The organism is Paeniglutamicibacter psychrophenolicus, from assembly GCF_017876575.1.
Classification (GTDB): Bacteria; Actinomycetota; Actinomycetes; order Actinomycetales; family Micrococcaceae; genus Paeniglutamicibacter; species Paeniglutamicibacter psychrophenolicus.
Map to the genome: position 1 here is coordinate 4,428,295 of NZ_JAGIOE010000001.1, position 12,392 is coordinate 4,440,686.

The following is a 12,392-nucleotide window of genomic DNA, read 5'->3' on the forward strand; positions in this document are numbered from 1 at the left end:
CCCCAAGGAACCGAGTCCCCTAGAGATTATCCACCGAACGCACAATTATCAACGTTGCGGCCAAGCTCATGAACGGATTCCGTCGATGCTTCGACCATCCCGGGAAGCTTAGGAACGGCGGAAAGCAAGCGGCCCGTGTGTGGTCCCCTTCAATTGAAGGGGACCACACACGGGCCGTTGTCGTTCCGTGGCGGACTTGTCTACAGTCCGGCCGCGCGCTCCGCGGACTCGACCACGTTGGCCAGCAGCATGGCACGGGTCATCGGGCCCACGCCGCCCGGGTTCGGGGAGATCCAGGAAGCCACCTCGTGGGCTGCCGGTTCCACGTCTCCGGTGACAACGGCCTTGCCGTTCTCGTCGTTGACGCGCGAGACGCCCACGTCCAGCACGATCGCGCCGGGCTTGAGGTCCTTGGCCTTGATCATGTGCGGTTGTCCCGCGGCGGCAACCACCACGTCGGCCTCGGCGAGGTGCTTGGCCAGGTCCTTGGTGCCGGTGTGCGCCAGGGTGACCGTCGCATTGATGTCGCGGCGGGTCAGCAGCAGCCCGATCGGGCGGCCAATGGTCACCCCGCGGCCCACGACCAGCACGTTCTTGCCGTTCAGGTCGATGCCGTGGCGCTCCAGGAGCACCACGCAGCCCTTGGGCGTGCAGGGCAGCGGCGAGGTCATCGGGCGGTTGACGTTGGCGACCAGGCGGCCCAGGTTCATCGGGTGCAGGCCGTCGGCGTCCTTGGCCGGGTCCATGGCCTCGAGGATGACGTCCGTATCGATGTGCGCCGGCAGCGGCAGCTGGACGATGTAGCCGGTGCATTCCGGGTTCTCGTTCAGCTCGCGGACCTTTGCCAGTAGGTCTTCCTGGGTGGTGTCCTCGGGCAGGTCCACGCGGATCGACTTGATGCCGACCTCCGCGCAGTCCTTGTGCTTGCCGCCGACGTACCAGGTGGATCCGGGGTCGGATCCGACCAGGATGGTGCCCAGGCCGGGGGTGACGCCGCGTGCGGCCAGGGCCGCGACGCGTTCGGTCAGTTCGGCCTTGATGGCCTTTGCGGTTGCCTTGCCGTCAAGGATCTGTGCAGTCATGGGTGGTGGTGCTCCGTTCGGGAAAGTGGTTGCGGGCGCACGCTGTAGCGGCGGCCGTGCCGGGTTGGGGGCCGGTGGCCGATTACCAGTCTTCGAGGCCCTCGTAGAGCGGGAAGGCCTTGGCCAGGGTGTCCACGCGTGCGGCCAGTGCGGCTTTGTCGGCGTTCTGCCCGTCGCGCAGTGCGACACCGATGATGTCGGCGACCTCGGTGAAGGCCGCGGCGTCGAAGCCGCGGGTGGCCAGCGCCGGGGTGCCGATGCGCAGTCCCGAGGTGGTCATCGGCGGGCGCGGGTCGAAGGGCACCGAGTTGCGGTTCACGGTGATCCCGATTTCATGCAGCAGGTCTTCGGCCTGCTTGCCGTCGAGTTCCGAGTTGCGCAGGTCCACCAGGACCAGGTGCACATCGGTGCCTCCGGTCAGCACCGAGACGCCCGCGTCGGTGACATCGCTGGCGGTGAGGCGCTCGGCCAGGATCTTGGCGCCCTCGAGGGTCAGGACCTGGCGCTGCTTGAATTCCTCGCCGGCGGCGATCTTGAAGGCCACGGCCTTGCCGGCGATCGCGTGCATCAGCGGTCCGCCCTGGTGGCCGGGGAAGACGTTGGAGTTGATCTTCTTGGCCAGGTCCGGATCGTTGGTCAGGATCAGGCCCGAGCGCGGACCTGCAAGGGTCTTGTGCACGGTGGAGGTGACCACGTCGGCGTACGGGACCGGGTTCGGGTGCAATCCGGCAGCGACCAGCCCGGCGAAGTGGGCCATGTCGACCCAGAGCTTGGCGCCAACCTCGTCGGCAATGGCGCGGAATTCGGCGAAGTCGAGCTGGCGCGGGTAGGCGGACCAGCCGGCGATGATGACCTGCGGCTTCTCGGCGATGGCCTGGGCACGGAGCTTGACCATGTCCACGCGGAAGGTTTCCGGATCGACCTCGTAGGCGGCGACCTTGTAGAGCTTGCCGGAGAAGTTCAGCTTCATGCCGTGGGTCAGGTGTCCGCCGTGGGCCAGGGACAGGCCCAGGATCTTGTCGCCCGGTTCGATCATGGCCGAGAGGGCAGCGGCGTTTGCCGAGGCGCCGGAGTGCGGCTGGACGTTGGCGAACTTGGAGCCAAAGAGGGTCTTCACGCGCTCGATGGCCAGGTTCTCGGCCACGTCGACGTGCTCGCAGCCGCCGTAGTAGCGGCGTCCCGGGTAGCCCTCGGCGTACTTGTTGGTCAGGACCGAGCCCTGGGCCTCGAGGACGGCGCGCGGGGCGAAGTTCTCGGAGGCGATCATTTCCAGGGTGTCGCGCTGGCGGCCCAGCTCAAGCTTGAGGACCTCGGCGATTTCCGGATCGATCTCTGCGAGGGACTGGTTGGTCACGGGATTCTTGCTCATTGTGTTGAACTCCAGTGGGTGAGGGTTGGTCTTCGGGCAGGTACACATTGCGAAACATTCAACCCCCGGACCCAGGCGCGCGGTCCGTGGTTAGCTCATGTGCCGCTCCCCGGTGGTTCATCCCACCCAACGCCAGTCGCGACACCATTCAATATTAGTCGGAATAGTCCCGCGGTTGGGACTGTTACACACTAAGAACGTTGAATCTTCAACTGATACGTCCTTGTAGGAGGGACCCGGGAATGCAGTCCACGAGCAAGCAAATGCGCACGGTAGTCATCGGTGCCGGGCAGGCAGGGCTCTCGGCGGCCCACCATTTGCGGCGCAAGGGCCTTGTTCCCCATGAGGACTTCGTGGTGCTTGACGCCAATGACGGGCCCGGCGGGGCTTGGCGCCACCGCTGGGATTCATTGACTTTTGACCGCGCCCACGGGCTGCACTCCCTTCCCGGCATGGACCTAGCCACCCCGGACCCACGCGAGCCGGCCGCGGCGGTGGTTGCCCGCTACTACGGGGCCTACGAATCGGCCTTCGCACTGCCGGTGATCCGGCCCTTCAAGGTGCGCAACGTCACCGGTTCCCTCGAAGACGGATTCACGATCATTTCCACCGGCGGACGCGTCATCCGGGCGGCCACGGTCATCAACGCCACCGGAACCTGGGACAAGCCGTACTGGCCGTTTTATCCCGGACAACGCGAATTCACCGGGCGCCAGCTGCACACCCACGACTTTGTGGCGCCGGAGCAATTCCTGGGACAACGCGTGCTGGTGGTGGGCGGCGGCACCAGTGCCGCCCAGTTCCTGCTGCAGCTTTCCACGCATGGCATTGACACCCTATGGTCCACCCGGCGAGCGCCGCAGTGGCGGGAAGCACCTATGGACAAGTCTTGGGGCATAGAGATCGAGGCGAGCGTCAACGCCCGCACCCATGTGGGCCTGCCGCCGCTGTCGGTGGTCGGGGCCACCGGACTGCCGCTGACCGACTTCTACCAGGAGGGTATCGATTCCGGGGTGTTGGTTTCCCATGGCGGCATCGACTCGTTCTCCGCCCAATCGGTCACCTTCACCGACGGCAGCACCGAGGAGATCGATGTGATCCTCTGGGCCACCGGGTTCCGGGCATCCCTTGACCACCTGGCGCCATTGGGCCTGCGCGAACCCGGCGGCGGGATCCTCATGGGCGAGGATTCGGTGAGCGTTCCCAAGGTGCCGGGCCTGTTCCTGGTGGGCTACGGAGCCTCGGCATCCACCATCGGGGCGACCCGTGGCGGGCGTGCCGCCGCGGTTGCCGCCGGCAGGCTCCAGGAAGCTGCGGCCGCCGAACACGCGACGGTCGATTCCCTGTAGTTGTGTCCGCATTCCCTTCGCCGGATTCAGCCGCGGCGATACCTGCATGTAGCGTGAATACGTGACCACCAACGAATTCATTGTCTCCCTGTCTTGTCCCGACCGTCCGGGCATCGTCCACGCCGTTTCCGGAGCCTTGCTGAGCGCGGGTTGCAACATCACCGAGTCGCAGCAATTCGAAAGTCCCGAGACCCACAACTTCTTCATGCGCGTCGCAGTGGCCACGGCCCAGGACCTCGATGCGGTGCGCAACGCATTGGGTCCGGTTCGCGAGGAATTCGGCATGGAACTGGGCATCACGGCGGCCGGTTCCCGGGTGCGGACATTGATCATGGTGTCCAAGGAAGGCCACGCGCTCAACGACCTGCTCTTTGCCCAGCGTGCCGGGACCTTGCCGGTGGAGATTCCGGTCATCGTCTCCAACCACTTGGACTTGAAGCCCATGGCCGACTTCCATGGCATCGAATTCATCCACATCCCGGTCACCGCTGCGACCAAGGCACAGGCCGAGGCACAGCTGCTGGCGCTGGTGGACGAGCACGACATCGAGCTGGTGGTGCTGGCCCGCTACATGCAGATCCTGTCGGACGATTTGTGCCGCGCGTTGAGCGGGCGGGCCATCAACATCCACCACTCGTTCCTTCCCTCTTTCAAGGGGGCCAAGCCCTACCACCAGGCCCACGCCCGCGGCGTGAAGCTCATTGGCGCGACCGCCCACTACGTCACCGCGGATCTGGACGAGGGGCCGATCATCGAGCAGGAGGTCATCCGGGTGGACCATGCCCGCACCGCCGGTCAGTTCGTGGCCATGGGTCGCGACGTGGAGGGTCGCACGCTCACCCGCGCCGTGGCCTGGCATGCCGAGCGCCGGGTCATGCTCGACGGCTACCGCACCGTGGTGTTCTCCTAAGTACCTTGGGTCCTCCAAAAGGCACGGGCCGACAACAAGATTTCTTCCTGCTGCCCGCTCATGCTTGCGCTGCATCTGGGTAGCGTTCATCTTCACCGACAACTCGCAATTATCCGGAAGGCGGGTCCCCGCCGTTTTCTCTGGTTCCCAGGCCGCCAGGAAATTCCGCAGACAACATGCCGATGGTTGTGACCAGCGTCTGCTTGTTCCCCGCGTTCAAAGGGCCCAACGGCCATGGACGGGGATCTCGTTCAAAGGAGCCCCAAACGACCCTCCAACCCGACCCACAAAACGTCCCAGCAAATCTCACTTCACTTGAGCCAGAAACTTCGCCCAAGTTAGACACCTGATCCGGAACAGGCGAAACCGCCGGTTTCACCGCAGCCAACGCCAACGCGCGGATTCAAATCCCAATCGAACCGCGCTCGCCGGTGGGCATGTCGCGAAGGTTGCTTTCGCAAGCGTCCTGCGAGACAGCGTTGTCAATAAGTTTGAGGGCAAGGGTACCGAGTCTGACTGCGACCTTGAAAAGGCTTCGCTCCATGGCAGGTAGCTAATTGTTGCAGGAGGGTGCTGTACTGGCCGGGCTTCGTGGCCATATCCGTGTCGTTGCTTATGCCCCGACACGGCGGTTTCTGTATGCGCGGCCAAGACGGCACCGCTCTATTTAGGGGTCATAGGGCTGAAGATTCTATGCACAGATAAATCGTGAGATGTGGACTTTGCTTTTTGCATGGCCGCACGTCCTGCATTCGCACTGGTAGCAGCACATGAGATAGGGCAGGAAGCACATGGAAATTTTGCCCGGTTGGGTGGTGAGCCAAGATTGGAGTGAGGATAGTGTGGTGCATTTTTGTGCCTCGGCCCAAGCCATGTCGATTCAACTCAGTCTTCATCTCCGATGCCATCCCTGACGCGTTCCACCTGTATCGGCACAGGTGACAACCCTAAATTCAAATCACGATCGAAAATAGGAGTGTCGTTGATGGGAGTACCCACTCATAACAGCGTGACCGGACACTCGCGAACCGGCCCGATGCGACCGGCGCCAGATACTCGCGCTGGATGGACGCACTTCCGGATTCCGCACCGAATAGTACAAATGGCACGACTCCACCAGTGTCTACGACATCAAGTGGCTGGCCAGCCAAGCAAACTGTAGCAAACGTATAAGGATCCGGTTGGATAAAATCCAACCGTAGCCTCACTTCGACTCACTGCAGAAAATACAAATGTTTCACTGTGTACAAGAGAATCCTCGGTGGCCTCTGACTCCAGTGACCGCTCTGATAACATGTGCAACTTTGCTAAAAGTCTGGTGGCTCTGATAAGGATCGTTAGGATTTGCTCGCTTACTGCTGTTAGATGGATAGAAGCGGTCTCTCCGCGCGGTAATTCTTTTAGCGCGCGGATCGTTGAGGGAATGGTGAATTTATGGGGAGTAGTGATTTTCCCTCCATGGATGCAAAGAAACTGCTACGGATCGTACGGAAGCTCGGTTACGCTTCAAATGGGAATGGTAAAGGTTCCCATGACGTTATGTCTTGTACAGGACGGCCAAATATTACGTGGGCGTTTCATGCAAGCAAAGAAGTCACCGGGGGACTTGTAAAAAAGGTCCTTATGAAGGAAATTGGTCTCACTAGAGAAGAAGCGAAGGAGGCACTTCGTGGTAAATAATGCGCAGATGATCATCACCCTATGGGGAAGTGATGTCGCATGTTCTGTTTCAAGCCCCCAGCTGCCTGGCATTGTGGCAGCCTATGATGAGCAGCCTGGCCCTTTGGAGCTCCATACTCTTGCTGTAACCGCCGGACTCAACCCCGGTGGAACTTTTGACGTACACGTTGAGTGCGCCATTGAAGTTGATGACGTTACTTACTTTGTCCGCTCTCGTAGCGATTACTATTCTAGGCAGCGTGCGAAAGTTGCCGAGTCGATTGCCACTGCCGTAAGAAATAACGCTGGCCTTCGTAAATATGCCGATGCGGATGACTTGGATGACGTATTGTTCATTGCTGCCTTACCGAGTGATCGGATCAAGGACGTCATGGCTACACGCTCCGAAGGGCAGCCCCTGACTGTCGGAATGGTCGATGACCAAGGCGTTTGGTCGTTCGTCGGGCTTTCCAGTGGCAATGACGAAACCGGACGTAGAAGCATGTCCGATTTTGGTCTTGGGCCGGAATCCACTGTTGGCGATCTTTTTGACCGCATTGAGGGTAAAGAAAATGGTCCGCTTGTGGACCGCGCCCGAGTAAGAGAGCACCTTTTAGTTTCAGCCTAAGAGCATTTGAACTACATGTGTCGGCGCTTCTTCGAAACATCGAAGAAGCGCCGACTTTGTTGCTCCTAGTGGCAGCCAGAACAAGAAGTACATGCACTCGGACACTTGACGTGCTCATCGACTTTCCTCTGCCTGCCGCGTAGCGGTCCGGTTCACAGCACCAGGTCAGTGCTCCACGTGCACGTATCCGCTGCCAAGCATTGCAAGCAGCCTTGCCTGTCCTACTTTTGGGTTTGCCCGGCGTCGCCGAGCACCACATGGACCTCGTTCGTGACGGGAGTACCACGTTCCACGGTCCGTGACACCGTGCAGTACTTCTCGTGCGAGAGGTCCACCAGTCGCTCGACCATGCCGGCGGCTTTGCGTCCCTCGGCGGTGTCCGGGAATGCCACGTTGAAGGACAAGTGCAGCCCGTCCACGCGGCTGGCACCGTCCTCAACCACCTTGCGGCCGGTGGCCGCCACCCGGAAGTCCGTGGGCTCGGCACTGCGGGCCGTCACGGTGTCGACGTCGATGGACGAACAGCCGACGATCGCCGCCAGCAGCAACTCCATCGGGTTCAGCAGCCCCTCGCCCTGGCCAAATTCGATTTCCGCGCCCGCGGCATTGCGCACCGTGTAACGGCCGGTGGCCGTGCGGGTCAGCTCGACGGAACGCAGCATGGGATCTTCGTTTTCGCTCATGGGTTCATCATGCCACCAGCGAACCGGGCGATTCCGTATGCGACATGCGGGGTGTGGTGCAGAATGACCCCATGGACGAACAGGCATCCGCACCGGCAACCGGAACATTGCGGCGCAGCATCTCGCTGGGCCAGCTCATTTTCTTCGGGCTCGTCTTCATCGGGCCCGCGGCCGCCGTGGGGATCTTCGGCACCCTGGACGCGAAGACGTCCGGCGCGGTGGCCACGGTGTACATCATTGCCACCCTGGTCATGGGTTTCACCGCTCTCAGCTACATGCGGATGTCCCGGGAGATCCCGCGGGCCGGTGCGGTCTTTGCCTACGCGGGTGCGGGCATCGGCCCGCGGGCCGGATATGTTTCCGGCTGGATGATCCTGCTGGACTACCTGCTCATTCCCTCCGTCGCCTACATGTTCACGGGGATCGCCCTGAATTCCCTGTTCCCGGCCATCCCCATCTGGGCCTTCGTGGCGGTGGCCGTTGTTGCCACCACGGCGCTGAACCTCGCGGGAGTGCAGCTCGCCTCCAAGGTGATCACCGGCGTCGTCCTGCTCGAGGTGCTCATCCTGTTGGTGGTGCTGGTGTGCGGTGCCTGGGTCTTGGCGACCCACGGGGCAACGCGGCCGTGGCTCAGTCCCTTCACAGGCATCGGCGACTTCTCGACCACCGCAGTGCTGGCGGCGGTGTCCATTGCCGTCCTGTCGTTCCTCGGCTTCGATGCGCTGGCCACCTTCGCCGAGGAGGCCAAAGGCGGTGCCAGGATGGTTGGCCGGGCGACCATGCTGTGTTTGGTCATCGCCGGTGTGCTGTTCGTGGCGCAAAGCTATGTCGGGGCGCTGCTCTCCCCCACCACCCCGGCCGAGCTCGCCGCCAACCCGGGGCTCGAAGGTGCCGCCTACTACAACGCCGTCGCCACCGGCATCGGGCCGTGGCTGCATTGGCTGCTGGCCCTGTCCAAGGCCGCCGGTGCGGCTTTCGCCGCCATGGTGGGGCAAGGAGCGGGCAGCCGCATCATCATGGACATGGCCCGCGAACGACGGCTTCCCGGATCCCTGGCCAAGGTGTCGGTACGGACTGGGGTGCCGGTGCGCAGCATCCTGCTCACCGCCTCCGGCAACATCGTCGTGGCCCTCTGGGCGGCCACCCGCGGCGACGGCCTGGATATCCTCAGCTCGGCCGTCAACGTCGGGGCTTTGAGCGCATTCATCATGCTGCACGCCTCGGTCATCGGATATTTCCTGATCAAGAAGCTGGCTCCCGGGCCGGGAAACTGGTTCCTGCACGGGGTGGTGCCAGCCATCGGGGCCGCATTGCTGGTGGTGGTCCTGGCGTCCGCCACGCCCCTTGCCCTGGGAGTGGGGCTCGGGTGGTTTGTGCTGGGTCTCGTGGTGGCCGCGCTCATGTACCGGCGGCGGACCGGCGTTGAAACCGTCGCGTGACGGACGGTTCCAAGGTCCGGGAATGCCGTGTAAACCCAACGGCAGTACGAGGCCTGATCCCCAGCTGTTCCGGTTAGCTTTCGGTGGTCCACTGTTCGTGTTCGTCCAGGTGGTGGCGTTCGCTGGCCTCCGGTTGTGTCCCGGTAGCCGCAAGTTCTTCCATGCGCGCCATCAGGTCCACCGCGACCGTCCAGGTTTCCAGCGTGGAGGGCGGATTGACGCCGGCTGCCCGGGCGATCTTGTTGCGCCACTTGTTGGTGAAGCCCAGGACCTGCTCGCCACTGATATTGCGGTCCCAGAGCCAACGGGCCAATTGCCTGGCCTTGGTCAGCCTGTTGGCCTCGGCGTGTGCGCCATGGCGGAACGGGTCGATGGCGGGCTTGGCGGCGGCCGGGGCGGGTTCAGCCGGTTCAGGTTCGGCCACCACGGGCTCGACCACTGCGGGTTCGACCGGAGCCAACTCGACTGTCTCGGGTGCGAGGTCCGGGAGACCCACCGCCACGATTTCGGCGCCTGTCTCGATGGTGCGGACCGCGCCTTGGATGATTCCTTCCAGCCGCTCGCGGACCTGGGGCGGAATGTCCTGCGACTGCCCCTCAAGGGTGCGCCGGAGTTCTGCGACCATCCGCTCGTAAACCTCAACCTTGTGCTGCGGCCACATTGTCCCGGCTGCTCCTATTCTGCTGTGTCCGATCCCCATGAAATACCCTGTAGTCCCATGGTGCGGAGCCAAGCATCAACACTATCTGTTTGCGCCGGTCGGTGGCCACCACGCACCGGTCCCGTGCATCCTGCCGACCGGGCATGACCGTCTGGCTACCCACCTGGCAACAATCTTGGGCGCATGGCCCCGGCGAGGTCTCCCCCGGTCCCGCATACGCCATCGAGTACGTCGTGTCGCGCAACCAAATAGCCCGCAGGGCACCGACTAGAGTGGGTGTCATGGCCCACATCATCACCATTGATTCAGTAACCCCGTCCGTCGATCCCACCGCTTTCGTGGCACCAACCGCAACGCTTTCCGGGGACGTGTCCCTGGGTGCGAACGCCAGCGCCTTCTACGGCGTCTCGGCCCGCGGTGACTCCGACACCATCACCGTCAAGGAGGGCACCAACCTCCAGGACAACGTGGTGCTGCACGCCGACACAGGTTTCCCCTGCACCATCGGCGAGCGCGTTTCGGTGGGCCACTCGGCCGTGGTCCACGGGGCCACCGTGGGCAACGACTGCCTCATCGGCATGAGCGCGACCATCATGAACGGTGCGGTCATCGGGGAAAATTCCCTGGTTGCCGCCGGCGCCCTGGTGCTCGAGGGCACCCAGGTACCGCCGCGCTCGCTGGTTGCTGGCGTCCCGGCCAAGGTGCGCCGCGAGCTCAGCGACGAGGAAGTCGAATCCCTGAAGGAAAACGCCGCCCACTACCTGGTGCTGGCGGCCAAGCACCGTGAGGCAAACGCCGCACGTTAGGTCCACCCACCCAGCCCAATACTGCATAGGGAGCACACTTACGATGGTTCGTTACATCCAGGCACCACCCGCCGCCCATTCAAGCGCCCCCTCACCAATCAGGGCCACGGGCCGCTCGCTGAACTGGGGCATTGTCTCCACCGGGCGCATTGTTGAAAATGTCATTGCAGACCTCCAGTCCCTGGAGGACGCCAACGTCATTGCGGTGTCATCCCGCAGCGAGGAACGCGCCCGCGCGTTCGCCGACGAGCATGACATCGAATGGGCCTACGGCTCCTACGAAGCCATGTTTGCCGAGCCGGAGATCGAGGCCGTCTACATCGGCACCCCGCACGGGCAGCACTTCGAGATCGCCATGGCCGCGTTGCGGGCCGGCAAGAACGTGGTGTGCGAGAAGTCCTTGACCATCAACGCCGCCGAGGCCCGCGCCCTGGTCGCCGAGGCCGAGGAACGCGACCTTTTCTTGATGGAAGCCGTATGGTCTCGCTTCACCCCGGTATTCGCCCGGGCCATGGAGATCCTGGAGTCCGGTGAGCTCGGCGAGCCGTCCTGGGTCCAGGCGGACCTGGGATTCCTGGCACCCTACGACCCGACCTGGCGCCTGTATGACCCGGAGGCCGGCGGCGGCGCACTGCTGGACATGGGGGTCTACCCCCTCACCTGGGCCATCGGGGCCATGGGCTTCCCGACCTCGGTGCAGGCCAGCAGCGACCTCAACGACGACGGAGTGGACATCCAGACCGCCATCACCCTGGGTTACTCCGGGGTGCGCCACGCGCAGCTGATGGTTTCACTGACCAGCTCACCGACCAAGGAAGCACGGGTGGCTTGCACCGGTGGCTGGCTGGGCACCAACGCCCCGCTGCACAACCCCACCAAGCTCTTCATCCACCCGGTCAACGGACCGGCACGGACCGAGGTCTTTGAACCGGTGGGCGCGAACTACACCTACGAGTTCCGCGAAGCGACCCGCTGCATCCAGGAGGGCTTGAACGAGTCCCCCACCATGCCGTGGGAGCACTCGGTGAACACCATGGCGATGTTCGACGGGATCCGCCACCAGCTGGGGATCCGCTACCCGAACGATGCCTACGTGAAGTAGCAGCAAGCAGGGCAAGACGGGGTTTCGCGGTGTCGGAGAATTTTTCGGCACCGCGAAACCTTTTCTTCCCGGTTCCCTCCCCGAAAAAGGAAGCCTCCATGCTGGCCCGTGACTACATCGGCGAGGAATTCCGTTCGCTACGCCTGCTGCGGCTCTTCCTGCCCGCCCATGACCACAGCGACGCCCCTCTCCGGTGGTCATCCTTGCTTCCGTCCGGGGCCGGGTTGGAGGCCTCGGCGGATTGCAACGAGCTGTGGAGCTCGTATCTGGAGGAGCATCCGGACGCCTATCCACCAGATGCCCCCCTGGGCCGGTTGGACCGGGAAACAGCCGCTGTCCTGCGTGAGATCTTGGGCGCACACCTGGGCACGGATTTGCTGCTGAACACCCGGAGCTGGGTCGGGCGCTCGCGGCCCTTCACACCCCAGGCCACGACCAGCAACTTTTACGGCCAGGAATACCTCCATGAAGACCTCTGCATCGAGGAAATCATTTTCCGCGGGGTCCGCGACCAGGTCCCGGATTTCGTCGAGGATCCCAACCATTCCTTTGCCTGGGGCACCGGCCTTTATCCGGATTCCCTGGTCATTGCCGCTTCGCCCGACTTGTTCCGGGCGTTGCACCAAGACCTTCGATTGGAAGTCGTGTCCATCGTTCCGCACCGCGACGTGTTGCCTGCACCGTTCGAAGGTTAACCGGGTCCG

At 63.2% G+C, this 12,392-nt stretch carries 12 protein-coding genes and 1 riboswitch; of the genes, 8 read left to right on the plus strand and 4 right to left on the minus strand.

Annotated features, from left to right (window positions below; genetic code table 11):
* Positions 1 to 200 precede the first annotated feature (200 nt).
* Both JOF46_RS19880 and glyA read right to left on the minus strand, forming a co-directional pair.
* A complete protein-coding gene (locus JOF46_RS19880) occupies positions 201 to 1,082 on the minus strand; it encodes a bifunctional methylenetetrahydrofolate dehydrogenase/methenyltetrahydrofolate cyclohydrolase (RefSeq protein WP_209910514.1) in 882 nt (293 codons plus the stop codon).
* Between the two features lie 82 nt (positions 1,083 to 1,164).
* Entirely contained in the window at positions 1,165 to 2,451 is a 1,287-nt protein-coding gene (gene glyA / locus JOF46_RS19885; RefSeq protein ID WP_209910517.1) for a serine hydroxymethyltransferase, read from the minus strand.
* Between the two features lie 62 nt (positions 2,452 to 2,513).
* A riboswitch (ZMP/ZTP riboswitch) is annotated at positions 2,514 to 2,601 on the minus strand.
* Positions 2,602 to 2,693: 92 nt separating this feature from the next.
* Here glyA and JOF46_RS19890 point away from each other — a divergent pair.
* The 4 genes from JOF46_RS19890 to JOF46_RS19905 all read left to right on the plus strand — a co-directional run bounded on the left by JOF46_RS19890 (position 2,694) and on the right by JOF46_RS19905 (position 6,997).
* On the plus strand, positions 2,694 to 3,800 hold the full coding sequence (locus JOF46_RS19890; protein ID WP_209910520.1) for an NAD(P)-binding domain-containing protein: 1,107 nt from the start codon (positions 2,694 to 2,696) through the stop codon (positions 3,798 to 3,800).
* A 61-nt stretch (positions 3,801 to 3,861) separates the two neighbouring features.
* Positions 3,862 to 4,710: a formyltetrahydrofolate deformylase gene (purU, locus tag JOF46_RS19895; RefSeq protein WP_209910523.1), complete on the plus strand. Its 849-nt coding sequence runs from the start codon at positions 3,862 to 3,864 to the stop codon at positions 4,708 to 4,710.
* Positions 4,711 to 6,168: 1,458 nt separating this feature from the next.
* On the plus strand, positions 6,169 to 6,390 hold the full coding sequence (locus tag JOF46_RS22925; RefSeq protein ID WP_209910526.1) for a type II toxin-antitoxin system HicA family toxin: 222 nt from the start codon (positions 6,169 to 6,171) through the stop codon (positions 6,388 to 6,390).
* Positions 6,380 to 6,997 carry a hypothetical protein gene (locus JOF46_RS19905; protein ID WP_209910529.1) on the plus strand — a complete coding sequence of 206 codons (618 nt, stop codon included), beginning with the start codon at positions 6,380 to 6,382 and terminating at the stop codon, positions 6,995 to 6,997. The genes JOF46_RS22925 and JOF46_RS19905 overlap by 11 nt, the downstream gene beginning before the upstream one ends.
* Positions 6,998 to 7,218: 221 nt before the next feature.
* On the opposite strand, the gene JOF46_RS19910 is transcribed toward JOF46_RS19905, so the two are convergent.
* Positions 7,219 to 7,680: an OsmC family protein gene (locus JOF46_RS19910; protein ID WP_209910530.1), complete on the minus strand. Its 462-nt coding sequence runs from the start codon at positions 7,678 to 7,680 to the stop codon at positions 7,219 to 7,221.
* 71 nt (positions 7,681 to 7,751) lie between these two features.
* Between JOF46_RS19910 and JOF46_RS19915 the strand changes: the two genes are divergently transcribed.
* On the plus strand, positions 7,752 to 9,119 hold the full coding sequence (locus tag JOF46_RS19915; protein WP_209910533.1) for an APC family permease: 1,368 nt from the start codon (positions 7,752 to 7,754) through the stop codon (positions 9,117 to 9,119).
* 73 nt (positions 9,120 to 9,192) lie between these two features.
* Here JOF46_RS19915 and JOF46_RS19920 read toward each other — a convergent pair whose 3' ends face one another.
* Entirely contained in the window at positions 9,193 to 9,744 is a 552-nt protein-coding gene (locus tag JOF46_RS19920) for a hypothetical protein (RefSeq protein ID WP_209910536.1), read from the minus strand.
* Positions 9,745 to 10,061: 317 nt separating this feature from the next.
* Here JOF46_RS19920 and JOF46_RS19925 point away from each other — a divergent pair, with 317 nt between their 5' ends.
* The 3 genes from JOF46_RS19925 (at position 10,062) to JOF46_RS19935 (ending at position 12,383) form a co-directional block, all read left to right on the plus strand.
* Positions 10,062 to 10,586, plus strand: coding sequence for a gamma carbonic anhydrase family protein (locus tag JOF46_RS19925; protein ID WP_113764163.1), 525 nt, complete (start codon positions 10,062 to 10,064; stop codon positions 10,584 to 10,586).
* A gap of 43 nt (positions 10,587 to 10,629) precedes the next feature.
* Positions 10,630 to 11,688: a Gfo/Idh/MocA family protein gene (locus JOF46_RS19930; protein ID WP_209910537.1), complete on the plus strand. Its 1,059-nt coding sequence runs from the start codon at positions 10,630 to 10,632 to the stop codon at positions 11,686 to 11,688.
* A gap of 98 nt (positions 11,689 to 11,786) precedes the next feature.
* Positions 11,787 to 12,383 (plus strand): hypothetical protein, encoded by a 597-nt coding sequence (locus tag JOF46_RS19935; RefSeq protein ID WP_209910540.1) that lies wholly within the window; start codon positions 11,787 to 11,789, stop codon positions 12,381 to 12,383.
* Positions 12,384 to 12,392 lie beyond the last annotated feature (9 nt).